Origin of the sequence: Mesorhizobium sp. M7D.F.Ca.US.004.01.2.1 (assembly GCF_003997785.1) — a bacterium.
Classification (GTDB): domain Bacteria; phylum Pseudomonadota; class Alphaproteobacteria; order Rhizobiales; family Rhizobiaceae; genus Mesorhizobium; species Mesorhizobium loti.
Genome location: NZ_RZRQ01000139.1, coordinates 1 through 15,088, shown reverse-complemented (window position 1 = coordinate 15,088; position 15,088 = coordinate 1). Strand labels below are relative to the sequence as shown.

12 protein-coding genes and 1 other RNA gene are annotated in these 15,088 nt (G+C 63.3%); 1 reads left to right on the top strand and 12 read right to left on the bottom strand.

The window, feature by feature from the left end:
- A partial coding sequence (locus tag EN993_RS19295) for an efflux RND transporter permease subunit (RefSeq protein WP_164757719.1) occupies positions 1 to 3,040 on the top strand: 3,040 nt, incomplete at its 5' end.
- A gap of 395 nt (positions 3,041 to 3,435) precedes the next feature.
- Here the strand turns inward: EN993_RS19295 and EN993_RS19290 are convergent.
- The 12 genes from EN993_RS19290 to ffs form a co-directional block, all read right to left on the bottom strand.
- Positions 3,436 to 4,185: an ABC transporter ATP-binding protein gene (locus EN993_RS19290; RefSeq protein WP_109666765.1), complete on the bottom strand. Its 750-nt coding sequence runs from the start codon at positions 4,183 to 4,185 to the stop codon at positions 3,436 to 3,438.
- A complete protein-coding gene (locus EN993_RS19285; RefSeq protein ID WP_109666319.1) occupies positions 4,182 to 5,027 on the bottom strand; it encodes an ABC transporter ATP-binding protein in 846 nt (281 codons plus the stop codon). Before EN993_RS19285 ends, EN993_RS19290 begins: the two co-directional genes overlap by 4 nt.
- Positions 5,024 to 5,944: a nickel transporter permease gene (nikC, locus tag EN993_RS19280; protein ID WP_127264548.1), complete on the bottom strand. Its 921-nt coding sequence runs from the start codon at positions 5,942 to 5,944 to the stop codon at positions 5,024 to 5,026. The genes EN993_RS19285 and nikC overlap by 4 nt, the downstream gene beginning before the upstream one ends.
- Entirely contained in the window at positions 5,941 to 7,002 is a 1,062-nt protein-coding gene (locus EN993_RS19275; protein WP_109666313.1) for an ABC transporter permease, read from the bottom strand. The genes nikC and EN993_RS19275 overlap by 4 nt, the downstream gene beginning before the upstream one ends.
- 18 nt (positions 7,003 to 7,020) lie before the next feature.
- A complete protein-coding gene (locus EN993_RS19270; RefSeq protein WP_127264547.1) occupies positions 7,021 to 8,664 on the bottom strand; it encodes an ABC transporter substrate-binding protein in 1,644 nt (547 codons plus the stop codon).
- A gap of 261 nt (positions 8,665 to 8,925) precedes the next feature.
- A complete protein-coding gene (locus EN993_RS19265; protein ID WP_245468912.1) occupies positions 8,926 to 10,176 on the bottom strand; it encodes a lytic murein transglycosylase in 1,251 nt (416 codons plus the stop codon).
- A gap of 26 nt (positions 10,177 to 10,202) precedes the next feature.
- A complete protein-coding gene (recR, locus tag EN993_RS19260; protein ID WP_027039603.1) occupies positions 10,203 to 10,808 on the bottom strand; it encodes a recombination mediator RecR in 606 nt (201 codons plus the stop codon).
- 92 nt (positions 10,809 to 10,900) lie between these two features.
- Entirely contained in the window at positions 10,901 to 11,833 is a 933-nt protein-coding gene (locus EN993_RS19255) for a cell wall hydrolase (RefSeq protein WP_109666304.1), read from the bottom strand.
- Positions 11,834 to 12,086: 253 nt separating this feature from the next.
- Positions 12,087 to 12,494, bottom strand: coding sequence for a hypothetical protein (locus EN993_RS19250; protein WP_109666302.1), 408 nt, complete (start codon positions 12,492 to 12,494; stop codon positions 12,087 to 12,089).
- Positions 12,495 to 12,508: 14 nt separating this feature from the next.
- Positions 12,509 to 12,832: a YbaB/EbfC family nucleoid-associated protein gene (locus tag EN993_RS19245; protein WP_013527931.1), complete on the bottom strand. Its 324-nt coding sequence runs from the start codon at positions 12,830 to 12,832 to the stop codon at positions 12,509 to 12,511.
- Positions 12,833 to 12,862: 30 nt separating this feature from the next.
- Positions 12,863 to 14,680 (bottom strand): DNA polymerase III subunit gamma/tau, encoded by a 1,818-nt coding sequence (locus EN993_RS19240; protein ID WP_109666299.1) that lies wholly within the window; start codon positions 14,678 to 14,680, stop codon positions 12,863 to 12,865.
- A gap of 104 nt (positions 14,681 to 14,784) precedes the next feature.
- Positions 14,785 to 14,881, bottom strand: an RNA gene (gene ffs, locus EN993_RS19235) — signal recognition particle sRNA small type.
- Positions 14,882 to 15,088: the final 207 nt, after the last annotated feature.

Here is a 15,088-nt window from a genome sequence, read left to right as displayed (position 1 = left end):
GGTTGATGAAGATGACGGTCTGGCCGGCGTGTTCTCCTATCTCAACCTCGGCCGCGAGGAAGATCCGGCCTTCACCATCAAGACAATGATCATCCAGGCCAACTGGCCTGGAGCCTCGGTCAACGAGACGCTGCGTCAGGTGACCGACCGCATCGAGAAGAAGCTCGAGGAGCTCGACAGTCTCGATTACACCAAATCGGTCACCACCGCCGGCCAGACCGTCATCTTCATCAACCTGAAGGATACCACCAAGGCGCGCGATGTCGTGCCGAACTGGATTCAGGTGCGCAACATGGTCAACGATATCAAGGCGCAGTTCCCGCAAGGCGTGCAGGGACCGTTCTTCAACGACCGCTTCGGCGACGTCTACGGCAACATCTATGCCTTCACGTCGGACGGGCTGACGCCGCGCCAGCTGCGCGACTATGTCGAGGATGTCCGCACAAAGATCCTGACCGTACCGAATGCCGGCAAGGTGGATCTGGTCGGCGCCCAGGACGAGGCGATCTATCTCGAATTCTCGACCCGCCAGATCGCGGCCCTTGGCCTCAACCAGCAAGCGATTGTCGCCAGCCTGCAAGCGCAGAACGCGATCACGCCGTCCGGCGTCATCCAGTCCGGCCCGGAGCGCATCAGCGTGCGCGTCGGCGGCCAGTTCACCTCCGAGGACAGCCTTCGCGCCATCAATCTGCGCGTCAATGACCGCTTCTTCCGGCTGAGCGATGTCGCCACCATCACCCGCGGCTATGTCGATCCGCCGGCGGCGCTGTTCCGCTTCAACGGCCAGGATGCGATCGGACTCGCCATCGGCATGAAACCCAACGCCAATCTGCTCAAATTCGGCGAGGCGCTGCACCAGGAGATGAACAAGGTGCTGGCCGACCTGCCGGTCGGCGTCGGTGTGCATCTGGTCGCAGACCAGCCGGTCATCGTCGAGGAGGCAGTCTCGGGCTTTACGCGCGCGCTGTTCGAGGCGGTGGCGATCGTGCTCGCGGTGTCCTTCATCAGCCTCGGCATGCGCGCCGGCTTCGTCGTGGCGCTGTCGATCCCGCTGGTGCTGGCCATCACCTTCACCGTCATGGAATATCTCGGGATATCGTTGCAGCGCATTTCGCTCGGCGCGCTGATCATCGCGCTCGGCCTCCTGGTCGACGACGCCATGATCGCGGTCGAGATGATGGTGGCGCGGCTGGAGGTCGGCGACAATCTGCGCAAAGCGGCGACCTATGTTTACACCTCGACCGCCTTCCCGATGCTGACCGGTACGCTGGTGACGGTCGCCGGCTTCATCCCGATCGGCCTCAACAACAGTGCGGCCGGTGAATACACCTTCACCCTGTTCGTCGTCATCGCCGTGTCGCTGCTGGTGTCATGGATCGTGGCGGTGCTGTTCGCGCCGCTGCTAGGCGTCACCATCTTGCCGGCAACGATGAAGACGAAGCATCACGACCAGCCCGGCCGCCTCACCTCGCTGTTCAGGCGCGTGCTTGTCGGCTCGGTGCGCCATCATTGGCTGACCATCATCGCCACGGTGCTGTTGTTTGCCGCCTCGATCGCCGGCTTCGGCCTGGTACAGCAGCAGTTTTTTCCACCGTCCGATCGGCCGGAGCTGATCGTCGACTGGAACCTGCCGCAGAATTCCTCGATCGCCGACACACGCGACCAGATGGAGCGGTTCGAGCAGCGGGCGCTGGTCGGCAATCCCGACATCGACCATTTCTCGTCCTATATCGGCCAGGGCGCGGTGCGCTTCGTGCTGGCCTATGACGTGCAGCCGGCCAACCCCTATTTCGGCCAGACCGTTGTCGTCACCAAGAGTATCGAAGCTCGCAACCGGGTGAAGCCGGCTCTGGAGAAGCTGCTGCGCGAGGAATTCGTCGGCACCGACGCCTTCGTCAAGCCGCTTGAGCTCGGACCGCCGGTCGGCCGTCCGGTGCAATATCGTGTCGGCGGTCCCGACATCCAGACGGTGCGCGGGCTGGCGCAGCAATTCGCCGGTATGATTTCCGCCAACCCCAAGCTTGCCGCGCCGACCTTCGACTGGAACGAGCCGCAACGCGTGCTGAGGGTCGACGTGCTGCAGGACAAGGCACGCCAGCTTGGCATCACCTCTTCCGACATCGCCAGCGCGCTCAACAGCACCGTCGGCGGCGCTACCATCACGCAAGTGCGTGACGCCACCTACCTGATCAATGTCGTGGCCCGCTCGCGCGGGGCCGAACGCGGCTCGATCGAGACGTTGCAGAACATGCAGCTGCCGACCAGCACCGGCGAGGCCATTCCTCTCGCCGCCGTCGCCAACTTCCGCTACGATCTGGAGCAACCAACAGTGTGGCGGCGCGACCGTATTCCGACGATCACCGTGCGGGCCGGCCTGGTCGGTGACGTGCTGCCGGCCACGGTCGTCAACGAACTGAAACCATCGGTCGATGCCTTCATCGCCAAGCTGCCGCCGGGCTATTCCATCGAGACCGCCGGCTCGGTCGAGGAAAGCGGTAAAAGCCAGGGACCGATCGCCGCCGTGGTGCCGTTGATGCTGTTCGTCATGGCAACGATCCTGATGGTGCAGTTGCAAAGCTTCCAGCGCCTGTTCCTGGTCGTCGCCGTGGCGCCGCTCGGCCTGATCGGCGTGGTGGCCGCGCTGGTGCCGAGCGGGGCGCCGCTGGGCTTCGTCGCCATTCTCGGCGTGCTGGCGCTGATCGGCATCCTGATCCGCAACTCGGTCATCCTGATCGTGCAGATCGAGGATCTTGTCCGGGAGGGCAAGGATCGCTGGGCTGCCGTCATCGAGGCCACCGAACACCGCATGCGGCCGATCGCCCTGACGGCGGCGGCCGCCAGCCTGGCGCTGATCCCGATCGCGCGCGAAGTGTTCTGGGGGCCGATGGCCTATGCCATGATGGGTGGCATCATCGCCGGCACGGCGATCACGCTGCTGTTCCTGCCGGCGCTTTATGTGACGTGGTTCAGGATCAAGGAGCCGAAAGGCCGGGACGAGCCACCCGTGGAGAGCGGCGAACCGGTGCAAGCTCAGACTTAAGGCTTTGCCGGGTCATTCGTTGTCGTTGGAGGGTACGGGGCGTGACTTGGCGCGTTGCCACGGTGACGATTTGGAACTACGCCGAGCACGCCAACCTTTCGGCAAATCGGCCAACTCCAGGATGGTTTCATCCAGTTGAACCACCTCTTGCAGGCCTACGCGCATTATCTCGCGTTCATCCCAATCTCGAGTATCGCTGCTGTAGAATTGCTAACTGCCACCTTCGTCGTTGTAGCTGTCGTCGTCATCATCTTCATGCACAACGTATGCGATCCAGTCGCCACGTCTAAATAGGCTCTTGTCCGATAACACCGCGAGGTTGGGCGGATCCGCAAACTTCCATTCCTCCATCGGAATCCCTGAAAACGGTTGGTTCTGCACACAGGACGACGAATTCAGGCGGTTCTCACAAACCCGTCGCTCGCTCTCAGCAGGTTGCGCGTATAGTCCTTGGTCACGCGACGCTCGACAAGGTCGGCCGCCGCCAGATTCTCCACCGCCTCGCCGCTTTGCATCACCATCAGCCGTTCGCACATATGGGTGATGATGGCGAGGTCGTGGCTGACCATGAGGAAGGTCAGCTTGCGCCGCCGGCGGATCTCTTCCAGCAGATTGAGCACCTCCGCCTGCACCGAGGCGTCGAGCGCCGAGGTCGGCTCGTCGAGCAGCAGGATCGACGGTTCGAGGATCAAGGCACGCGCGATCGCCACGCGCTGGCGTTGGCCGCCCGACAATTGGTGCGAGTAGCGGAAGCGAAAACCGTTGCCGAGGCCGACCTCGTCGAGCGCCCGCTGGATGCGCTTTTCGCCATCGGCAAAGCCATGGATCGCAAGCGGCTCCTGCAGCAGGCGGTCGACGGTCTGGCGTGGGTGCAGCGAACCGTACGGATCCTGGAAGACCATCTGCACTTCGCGGTAGAAAGCCTTGTCGCGGCGGGTGCCGAGCGTCTTGCCATTGACGGTGATGCTGCCCGATGCGACCGGCGCGAGGCCGGCGATGGCCCTGAGCAGCGTCGATTTGCCGGAGCCGGATTCGCCGACCAGGCCGAAAGATTCGCCCGGCTGCACGTCGAGGCTGACGCCCTTCAGCGCGCGAAAACGGTCGAAGATCACTTCCAGCCTGTCGACGGCAATCGCAGAAGTCATGCCGCCCACTCCGGCTTGCGATCGAGCACCGGCAGCGGGTGACGGTCGGCGCCGATCTTGGGCATGCAGTTGAGCAGGCCGCGCGTGTAGGGATGCTGGGCGCGGCCGAGTTCGGAGGCCTTGAGCTGCTCGACCACCTTGCCGGCATACATGACGATGACGCGGTCGCAGAAGGACGAGACCAGGCGCAGATCGTGCGAGATGAAGATCAGCCCCATGCCGCGCTCGCTGACCAGCCGGTCGAGGATGCCGAGCACGTCGAGCTGCACGGTGACATCGAGCGCCGAGGTCGGCTCGTCGGCAATCATCATTTCCGGTCCTGCGATCAGCATCATGGCGATCATGGCGCGCTGGCCCATGCCGCCCGACACTTCATGGGGATGCAGGTCGAAGACGCGGGCCGGGTCACGGATCTGCACCGCCTCCAGCATTGCCAGCGCGCGGTCGCGCGCCTCGGCTTTGCCGACCATTTCATGGGTGCGCAGAGTCTCGACGATCTGGCGGCCGATGCTCATTACAGGGTCGAGCGAGTATTTCGGATCCTGCAGGATCATGGCGATGCGTTTGCCGCGCAGCTTCCGGCGTTCGCGTGGCGATGCGGCCAGCAGGTCGATGCCGTCGAAGGCGAGCTTGTTGGCCGATATCCGCGCCTGCGGCGGCGTCAGGCCCATGATGGCGCGGCCGGTCTGCGATTTGCCGGAGCCGGATTCGCCGACGATGCCGAGCCGTTCGCGGCCGAGCGAGAAGGAGACGCCGCGCACCGCCTCGATCAACCCGGTGCGGGTCGGGAAACTGACGCGCAGATCGTCGACGTCGAGAAGCGTCTTTGTCTCCCCGCTCATTGGTCGCCGCTCCGCGGATCGAGCGCGTCGCGCAGGCCATCGCCGAGCAGGTTGAAGCCGAGGCTGACGATCAGGATGGCGAAGCCCGGCGCACCTGCCACCCACCACTGGTCGAGCACGAAACGGCGGCCCGAAGCGATCATCGTGCCCCATTCCGGCAGCGGCGGCTGCGCGCCGAGGCCAAGGAAACCGAGCCCGGCGGCGGTCAGGATGATGCCGGCCATGTCGAGCGTCACCCGGATGATCAGCGAGGAGATGCACAGCGGCATGATGTGGCGCAGCACGATGCGGAAGGGTGAGGCGCCCATCAGTTGCACCGCCTTGATGTAATCGGAATTGCGCACCGTCAGCGTCTCGGCACGCGCGATGCGGGCGTAAGGCGGCCAGGAGGTGATGGCGATGGCCAGCACCGCATTCTCGATGCCGGGCCCGAGCGCTGCGACAAAAGCCAGCGCCAGGATCAGCTTGGGGAAGGCGAGGAAGATGTCGGTGATGCGCATCAGGACGGCATCGGTCCAGCCACCGGCATAGCCGGCAACGGTGCCGACCAGAAGGCCGATGGGTGCGGCGATGATGGCGACCAGGATGACCACATAAAGCGTCCAGCGCGAGCCGTAGAGAATGCGCGAAAGGATATCGCGGCCGAGATCGTCAGTGCCGAACCAATGCTCGGCGCTCGGCGCCAGCAGACGTGCGTTCTTCAGATCGCCGAATGTCGGCGAATAAGGTGCCAGCACGCCGGCAAGCGCGGCAACGACCAGCAGGGCAATGATGATGAGCAGGCCGAGAAACGCCAGCCGGTTGGCGGAAAAGCGCCGCCACGCCACATAGGCGCGGCCGAGCCTCGCCTGGGTACGCGAGGCCGGCCGCTCGCTGAGCAGCCAGTCGCGACGGCTCTGGATGGTCTCGACGCTCATGCGGACTTCGTCCTCGGATCGAGCACCCGGTAGAGCAGGTCGGAGAGAAGGTTGATGGCGATGAAGACCGAGCCGATGACGATGGTGCCGCCGAGCACGGCATTCATGTCGGCGTTCTGCAGCGAGTTGGTGATGTAGAGCCCGATGCCCGGCCACGAGAAGACGGTTTCCGTGAGCACCGAGCCTTCGAGCAGCCCGGCATAGGAGAGCGCGATCACCGTCACCATCGGCACCGCCGCGTTGCGCAAAGCGTGGCCCCAGATGATGCGGGTTTCCGACAGGCCCTTGGCGCGCGCCGCGACGATGTACTCCTGCGTCAACTCGTTGAGCATGAACGAGCGTGTCATGCGACTGATATAGGCAAGCGAGAAATAACCGAGCAGCGAGGCCGGCAGGATGATGTGGCGGAAGGCGTCGTAAAAGACGTCCCACTGCCCCTGCATCGCGGAGTCGAGAAGGTAGAAGCCGGTGATCGGCGTGAAGGTGTATTCGTAGACGACGTCGAGCCTCGCCGGGAAGGCGACCCATTGCAGCTTGGCGTAAAACAGGACCAGTGCCAGCAGCCCGAGCCAGAAGATCGGCACGGAATAGCCGATCAGGCCGATGACGCGCACTATCTGGTCGATGAGGCTGCCGCGCCTGACCGCGGCCAGCACGCCAAGCGGCACGCCGAACAGCGCACCGATCAGCGTCCCCAGCGTCGCCAGTTCCGTCGTTGCCGGCAACGCTCGGCGAATGTCGGTCATGACAGGATTGGTGGTCAGCACCGAAATGCCGAAATCACCGCTCAGCGCATTTTTGACATAGATATAGAACTGCTCGATCAGCGGCAGGTCGAGACCCATTTCGCGGCGCGTACGCTCGACGACATTGGCCGGCGCCCGGTCGCCGAGCACCGCCAGCACCGGGTCGATCGGGATGACACGGCCGATGAAGAAGGTCACCGCGAGAAGACCAAGATAGGTCGTTATCGCGATGACCAGGAAACGGCCGAGCGATGATGCAATGGCGACGGCGCGGGCGCTGCCGCGCCCCGCCTCGTTTTCAACCGCGCTCATGCGGCGCGTCCGCCGGCATCACTCCTTGGAGACCGGGCCGACGAAGTTGGTGTCGAAGCTCGGGCCAAGCGCGAAACCCTTGAGGTTCTTGCGCAGCCCAGCCACTTCCAATTGCTGATGGATGATGACGAAGGGGCTGGTGTCGAGGATCTTCTGCTGCAGATCCTTGTAAATGTCGGCGCGCTTGCCCGAATCCTTCTCCAGCAGGGCCGCTTCGGTTTCCTTGGTCAGATCCGGAATGTCCCAGGCATTGCGCCAGGCCAGTGTGTGGGACTTGCCGGCATCCGAATTGTCCGGATTCGAGGCAAAGGTCTGGGCGTTTGAGTTCGGATCGAAATAATCCTGGCCCCACTGGCCGATATAGATGTCGTGGTTGCGGGCGCGGTACTTGGTCAGCGTCTGCTTGCCGTCGCCGGGAATGATCTCCAGCTTGATGCCCGCCTGTCCCAGTGTCTGCTGAATCGATTCCGCCATGCCGGTGGTCGGCTGGCCGGTGCGTACATCCATGGTTACGCTGAAGCCATCCGGCAAGCCGGCTTTAGCCAACAGTTCCTTGGCCTTGGCGACGTCGAGCTTGAAGGGATTACTGTCCATGGCGCCGAGAACGCCCTTGGACAGGAAAGTCTGGTGGATCTCGCCGATGCCCTTGAGGATGGTCGTGCTCAGCGCGTCATAGTCGACCAGATATTTGAACGCCTGGCGTACTTCGGGCTTGGCGAGGTTCGCGTTCTTCTGGTTGAGGCTGATGTAGTAGACCGTGCCCTTCGGCGCGCTGGTCGTGGTGAGATCGGCGTTCTTGGCGATGGCGTCACGGTCGTTCGGCTCGAGATTGCGGGCAACGTCGATATCGCCGGCTTCGAGCGCCAGGCGCTGGCCCGAGCTTTCCTTCATGTTGCGATAGATGACGCGGGCAAGCTTGGCCTTTTCGCCGTAGTAATTGTCGTTACGCTCGAGAACGACAGCCTCGTTGGCGCGCCATTCGCGCAGCTTGAAGACACCGGAGCCGGCATAGCCGGTCTTCAGCCAGGCATTGCCGAAGTCATTGTCCCATTTGTAGTCGGCACTTGGCGTGACCGCAGCGATATGTTCCTTGACCACCTTGGCGTCGACCACCGAAGCGACCGTTGCCGACAGGCAGTTCAGAACGAAGCTCGGCGCATAGGCCTTGTCGACGGTGAACTGGAAGGTGCCGTCGTCGACAGCCTTGGCCTTTTCGGTGACGTTGTCGCCGCTGATGCCGAACTGGCCGATGATGAAGGCCGGGCTCTTGTCCAGCTTGATGACGCGCTCGAACGACCAGGCGACGTCGGCCGCGGTGATCGGATTGCCGGAAGCGAATTTGAGGCCGGGCTTGAGCTTGAAGGTGTAGGTCAGGCCGTCGTCGGAGACGGTCCAGCTTTCGGCGAGGTCGCCCTTGACCTTGGAAGTGTCGCTGAGGTCGAGACGGACCAGCAGATCATAGGTGTTGCCGGTGACCTCGGCGGTCGACAGCTCGAACGCCTCGCCCGGATCCATGGAGATGATGTCGTCGATCGCGAAACCTTCGACCAGCGTATCGGCGGGCGTGACCGCGCCAGCCGGCGCGCCGGCCAGAAGCAGCGCGGACATGGCTGCACCCGCGAGCAAGAAGCGGGAGCGTAGAGCAAACTTTTCCATCATCATGGTGATTGTTCCCTGTTTTGTTGTTTGTTGACCTGAGTTCCCGGCTCAGGGTTGTGGAATTTTTTCGGGGCCTGGAGACGGCCCCTCTGATCTCTTACCGTTGCGGTTTTTGTCCAGTTGGTCAACACCATATCCGGCGGCCCCGTGGCGGGCAACGAGCATTTATACGACGGCTCATTGGGCCAGAAAGGCCGGTGGGGTGTCGACGCATAGGCCAGCCAATCGAGGCTGCCGATCGAGAAAAATCTACTAATTCCGGAGCTATTTCAGCACTGCGACCAGGTCGGCGTCAGGGAAGCAGGTAGCGGCCCGGCCGTTCTTGGCTTGCCATGTGCCGATCGAACGGCGGGTCTTGAAGCCGGGCAGGCCATCGGCGCTGCCGACATCATAGCCCTTGGCTTCCAGCGCCCGCTGCAGGGCGGCGATGTCCGAGCGGTGCAGCCCGCCGACCGCGCCCCAGCTGCCGGCAAAATTCTGATCGCCATGGGCGATACGATCGGCGCCATGGCCGATGAACAGCGCGTAGAGGTCGCTGGTGTTGTATTCCTTCAGCACATAGAAATTCGGTGTGGCGATAAAGGCCGGGCCGCTGCGCCCGGCCGGCATCAGCAAAAATCCTTCGGCCTTCAGCTCACTGGCCGGAAACGGTTTTCCGCCAATACGCTTGATGCCCATTGCCGCCCATTCGGAGATTTTCTTGCCCTGGTCCGGACCTTCCAGCGCGCAGGAAACCGTCTCCGGCACGGTCACCTCGAAACCCCAGCCGCGGCCCTTCACCCAGCCATAATGGACGAGATAGTTGGCGATCGAGGCCAGCACGTCCGGCGTCGAGTTCCAAATGTCGACGCGGCCATCGCCGTCGAAATCGACGGCATGTTTCAGGAACGATGTCGGCATGAATTGTGGCTGGCCGAGCGCACCGGCCCAGGACGATTTCATCGCGCCGACAGGGGCCAGCCCGCGCTCGACCAGCTCGAGTGCCGCAAGCAGTTCGGTGCGGAAGAAATCCTTCTTGGTCGACATGAACGCCTTGGTGCCCAACACCTCGAAAGCGTCGTAAGGCATCTTCGCCGCGCCGAAGCCGGTCTCGCGGCCCCAGATCGCCAGCAGCACTTCGCCCGGCACACCATAGCGCTTTTCGATGGCCGAAAGTGTCCTGGCATTGGTGACTTCACGCGCGCGTCCGCCTGCCGTTACCGCGCCAACCGTCTTGTCGGCGAAATAGGCGCCGGGCGAGCCGAATTCGGCCTGGTGCTGTTTCTGCGGCGTGGTCGCCTTCTCGCCCGGCTTGACCAGGTCGGGCAGCTTCAGATTGGGCTTGATGCCATCGAAGGCGGCATCGAAGGTTTTTTTGGAAATGCCTTTCGCCTTGGCTTGCGGCCAGAGGTCGTTTTGCAGCCAGGCGCGGAACTGATCGTCGATCATTGCAGCGGAGGCGGGAGCGGCCCAAACCATCGCCGCAAAGACGAGGCAGGCAAAGACGAGGGCGGATTTCATAAAAGCAGGAATCATTTTGCTTCTCCTGCCGGCCAATTGCGTCAAAACGCCGTCCGCGAGCGTAGCGCCGCGGCCAGCGTGCCTTCGTCGAGATAGTCGAGTTCACCGCCGACCGGCACGCCATGCGCAAGGCGCGTCACCTTGATGTCGAAGCCGGACAACTGGTCGGTGAGGTAATGCGCGGTCGTCTGGCCCTCCACCGTTGCGTTGACGGCAAGGATGATCTCCTTGACCTCGCCACCGGCGACGCGATCGACCAGTGAGCGCATGTTGAGCTGATCGGGGCCGATGCCGTCGAGCGGCGACAGCGTGCCGCCGAGCACGTGGTAGCGCACATTCATCGCCGCCGCGCGCTCCAGCGCCCACAGGTCCGAGACGTCCTCGACGACGATGATGGTGCCGGCATCACGGCGCGGATCGGTGCAGATCATGCAAGGGTCCGATGTATCGACATTGCCGCAGGTCGAGCAGATGCGCACCTTGTCGGCCGCCTCGGCCATGGCGGCAGCCAGCGGCGACAGCAGCTGTTCCTTCTTCTTGATCAGATGCAGGGCGGCGCGCCTGGCCGAACGGGGACCCAACCCCGGCACCTTGGCCAGGAGCTGGATCAGGCGTTCGATCTCGGGACCGGCGATTCGCTTGGACATCGCTCTGATCTAGGATTTTTCAGCGCGCTTTGAAACAGCCCAGCACTGGATCCGCCATGTTGAATTGGCGGACCCTATGGAGTGCGATTCGTTCAGTTGGCTTCGAGCGGCCGGCCCTGGCTGACAATCATCGCGCCGATGGCGTCGGTGTTCTCAGGCGTCGACTGGAATCCCATCGACGCCTCTTGCGGCGCGTCCTCAACCGAGGAGATGACCCTTGTCCTTGCGTTCAAGGTTCCGCCAAAACGAGCGGCATCCGGTTCCTCCATCGGCTCCTGCATCGCCACCACCGTCGGCTCCTCCGAGACACGCGCGGATTTCGCGGTCGGCGCGGCGGCCGCGGTCACGTAGGTCTGTTGGGCAGGAGCGGATCGAACGGTTGTCGTCTTGGCCGGATGTGCCGGCTCGGCGGATGCGACCAGCGTCACCGGTGCGGCTGGCTTCTCCGGTGCCGCCGAGGCAATGGCGACCTGTGGCTCATCCGGCAGCGGCTGCCAGTTGCGGCCGCGCTTCTCATAGAAGGCATTGCCGCCGGCAACCATGGTGTAGTGCATGTTCTTGTAGGGGAAGCGCAGCCCGGCGGTGTGGAAATACATGGTGTTCTTGAGCTTGGCCTTGCGCTCGCCCTTGAGCACGGCATCGGCGGCTTCCTCGACATCGGGCATCGCCCGCGAATTCATCGACCTGGTCATGACGCCGGGCGCGAACTGCCCGGGCTCGCCCACCACCTGGCAGATGGTGCTGCCGTGGTTGCCGGAGCGCAGCCGGTTCATCACCACCGTGCCGACAGCGACCATGCCATCACGGCTTGAGCGGTTGGACTCGAAGAACATCGCCCGTTCCAGGCATTCCTTGTCCTTCGGCGTATGGCTGTAGGCCCGCGAGCTCAGGAAACTCGGCGTGATGGCGTCGGTCAGGCTGGCGACGGACATGCCGTGCGAAGTGGTCTGGCTGCAGGCAGCCAAAAACAGGGGTGAAATGACGGCGCCGAGCAACAGCGGCGTCTTCCATCGCGTGGAAATCAACAGGTAACCCTCTCACTTCGTGCCCGCCCCCAGGCTGCGGCAAGAATGAGACACTTTCGGGCAAAATGATGGCCAAAACGTTATTAACAACGCACTGTTGCCAAATTGGCACAATTTCGTGGCTTTCCAGATAGATCGAGCCATCATTTCACAAAAGCGATGACCGCTCTCTCTTTGTTTCGCCGCAATTGCCCAGGGAAAGCGCGACACGCTTTTCCCGGGAAAACCGCGTCACGTCTTTCCTGGAACCGGTCTATCGCCCGGCCGCAATCGCGGCCGGCTGGCCAGGCTCAAGCTCCTCAACCTTCTCCGAAAACAGGCCGCGCCGGAGGAACAGCGTCCGCGCGTCCCTGGCCGTCGGCGCGATCTTTGCCGGCCAGTCGCTTTCGATGAACTCGGCCTTGGTGAAGTCCGGGTTTGTCTCGCTTGCAGCTTCCAGGAATTCGGCGATCTCCAGCACGATGGCGCGCTCGTCCTTCGAAAGCGCCGATATGCCGGCTTCGATCGACGGGCGATGGACGAAATCCTCGAACAGATTGAAGTACCCCTTGATGCCGACGAGATCGACGCCGTCGTCGCAATCGGCCAGGATTTCCAGGATCTCGTAGATCCTGTTGCGAATACGCTGCTCGATCAATCTTTCGGAAGGGTCATCGGTCATGGCCGTGCCGAATGCTAGAAGGGCAGTTTCATACCCGGCGGGATCGGCAGGCCAGCGGTCAGCGCCTTGGTCTTTTCCTGCATGATCTGCTCGACCTTGGTCTTGGCGTCATTGTGGGCGGCGAGCACGAGGTCTTCCAATATCTCGACATCGTCCTCCTTGAACAAGGAGGGATCGATCTTCAGCGACTTCATCTCGAATTTTCCGGTCAGCGTCACGTTGACCAGGCCGCCGCCGGCTTGGCCGGACGCTTCCAGCGTGGCGATCTCGTCCTGCATGGCCTGGAACTTGGCCTGCATTTCCTTCGCCTTGCCCATCAAGCCGAGAAGATCTTTCATGGTCGGGTCCTTTGCGGATTCGTGGCTGGATCAGGTTTCGTCGTCGTCAGCCGGGGGCTCGACCGGCACTTCGGCCTCGGCCGTTTCGGCTTCCGGCGCGTCTGGAATGCGCACGTCGATGATCTTGGCACCGGGAAAGCGGGCCAGGATGGCGGCCACCGTCGGGTCGCTCTTGGCATCGAGGAAGGCGTTCTCGCGCTTGGCCGATTCCATCTCGGCAAGCGTCTGGCCACCCTCTTCCTTCGACAGCGAGACCAGCCAACTGCGGCCGGTCCAGGCGCGCAACTTTGTCGTCAGGTCGTTGAGCAGCATCTTGGGCGCGTCGCTGGTCAGGCCGACGTCGATCCGGCCGGGCTCGATGCGCACGAGGCGGATATAGCTCTTGACCTGCACCTTGAAGGCGATGTCGCGCTGCGCATCAGCCAGGGCAATGATGTCGGCCAGCGATTTCAGCGGTGCCGATTGCGTCTCCACGACGGGTTCCGGCGGAGCGACGAAGGCAACGGGGGCGGGCGTGGTCTCCACAAGCCGCATGGTCTGTGCGCCGCCCGACCCGGCAGGCATGCGGGTCTGCGCCACCGCGCTGGCGCCACCGCCATTGCCGGAACCTGCGGGCGCACCATTCGGGCGCGGCGCACCATTTTGCACCGGTGCTGCGCCCTCAAGCGATCTCAACGCCTCGTCCAGCGTCGGCAGGTCGGCGGCGTGCGCCAGCCTGATCAGCACCATTTCGGCTGCACTCACCGGCCGGTTGGAGGACTGCACCTCGGGAATGCCCTTGAGCAGCATCTGCCATGTCCGCGACAGCACACGGACCGACAGCGTCCTGGCGAATTCCGCGCCGCGTTGCCGCTCGTCCTCGGAGAGCGAGGCGTCCTCGATGGCCGTCGGCACGAAACGCAGCCTGGTGACGAGATGGTTGAATTCGGCCAGATCGGTCAGCACGGCAGCCGGATCGGCACCGGTATCGTACTGCGCGCGGAATTCGCCAAGGGCCGCCGCCACATCGCCCTTCATCACATGTTCGAACAGGTCGACGATGCGGGCGCGGTCGGCGAGCCCCAGCATCGCCCGAACCGCATCGGCGCTGACCGAGCCGGCGCCATGGGCAATCGCCTGATCGAGGATGGAGAGCGAATCACGGGCCGAGCCTTCGGCGGCACGCGCGATCATCGCCAGCGCGTCGTCGTCGACCGAAATGCCTTCCTTGGCCGAGATCGAAGCGAGATGCGCGACCAGCGCGCCGGCGTCGATGCGTCTTAGGTCAAAGCGCTGGCAGCGCGACAGGACGGTGATCGGAACCTTGCGGATTTCGGTGGTGGCGAAGATGAATTTGACGTGCGGCGGCGGCTCTTCAAGCGTCTTCAGCAGGCCGTTGAAGGCCTGCGTCGACAGCATGTGCACTTCGTCGATGATGTAAACCTTGTAGCGGGCCGAGACCGGCGCGTAGCGCACGCGCTCGATGATGTCCCTGATGTCGTCGATGCCGGTGTGCGAGGCGGCATCCATCTCGATGACGTCGACATGGCGGCCTTCCATGATCGCCTGGCAATGCTCGCCGAGCACGGCAAGGTCGACCGACGGCTGGTCGACGGTGGCGGTTTTATAGTTCAGGGCCCGTGCGAGTATGCGCGCCGTCGTGGTCTTGCCGACGCCGCGCACGCCGGTCAGCATCCAGGCCTGGGCGATGCGGCCGGTGGCAAAGGCATTGGTGAGGGTGCGCACCGTCGGCTCCTGGCCGACCAGTTCGGAGAAGTTCGAGGGACGATACTTGCGCGCCAGAACACGATAGGCGGCGGCCTTGCCTATCTCCAGGCTTTTTGGTCCCGAATTTCCGGCTTCGCTCATTCGCCCGTAAGCTCCAAATGGCCACACCCGAAGGCGGCCGATTCCTGCGCATAGTCTCGCCCGCGCTGCAATGCGTCGTCAATGTCGCGAGAGGGGCCGATGAGGTGGGAGGCTGGAACAATGACCCGTTCCGGGCTCGTTAGGGCTGCTTCCTTCCGGACCTGACCCGGTTGGCGAGTGGATCGTCCACCACCAACCTCCCGCTTTCCATATCGGCAATTGTGCGACGAAATGCAAGTGCGCCGGAGAAATCGCAAAAAGATGAAATTGGCGCACCAAACCGTGAGCGGCGCAATGATTCGCTTGCAGCCCCCTTGCCGCCGCTCTAGCGTTCCTGCGTTTGAGGAAACCAAGAAAAGCAAGGGAAACGCCGATGCTGCCGGGCCTGAAGGCCGGATTCACGCTGGA

What these genes read in the sequence shown, in the direction of transcription:
- EN993_RS19245 (WP_013527931.1), bottom strand. Translation starts at nt 12,832, where the DNA reads ATGAAAGATCTTCTCGGCTTGATGGGCAAGGCGAAGGAAATGCAGGCC.
- EN993_RS19290 (WP_109666765.1), bottom strand. Translation starts at nt 4,185, where the DNA reads ATGACTTCTGCGATTGCCGTCGACAGGCTGGAAGTGATCTTCGACCGT.
- EN993_RS19240 (WP_109666299.1), bottom strand. Translation starts at nt 14,680, where the DNA reads ATGAGCGAAGCCGGAAATTCGGGACCAAAAAGCCTGGAGATAGGCAAG.
- EN993_RS19285 (WP_109666319.1), bottom strand. Translation starts at nt 5,027, where the DNA reads ATGAGCGGGGAGACAAAGACGCTTCTCGACGTCGACGATCTGCGCGTC.
- nikC (WP_127264548.1), bottom strand. Translation starts at nt 5,944, where the DNA reads ATGAGCGTCGAGACCATCCAGAGCCGTCGCGACTGGCTGCTCAGCGAG.
- EN993_RS19265 (WP_245468912.1), bottom strand. Translation starts at nt 10,176, where the DNA reads ATGATTCCTGCTTTTATGAAATCCGCCCTCGTCTTTGCCTGCCTCGTC.
- EN993_RS19250 (WP_109666302.1), bottom strand. Translation starts at nt 12,494, where the DNA reads ATGACCGATGACCCTTCCGAAAGATTGATCGAGCAGCGTATTCGCAAC.
- recR (WP_027039603.1), bottom strand. Translation starts at nt 10,808, where the DNA reads ATGTCCAAGCGAATCGCCGGTCCCGAGATCGAACGCCTGATCCAGCTC.
- EN993_RS19270 (WP_127264547.1), bottom strand. Translation starts at nt 8,664, where the DNA reads ATGATGATGGAAAAGTTTGCTCTACGCTCCCGCTTCTTGCTCGCGGGT.
- EN993_RS19275 (WP_109666313.1), bottom strand. Translation starts at nt 7,002, where the DNA reads ATGAGCGCGGTTGAAAACGAGGCGGGGCGCGGCAGCGCCCGCGCCGTC.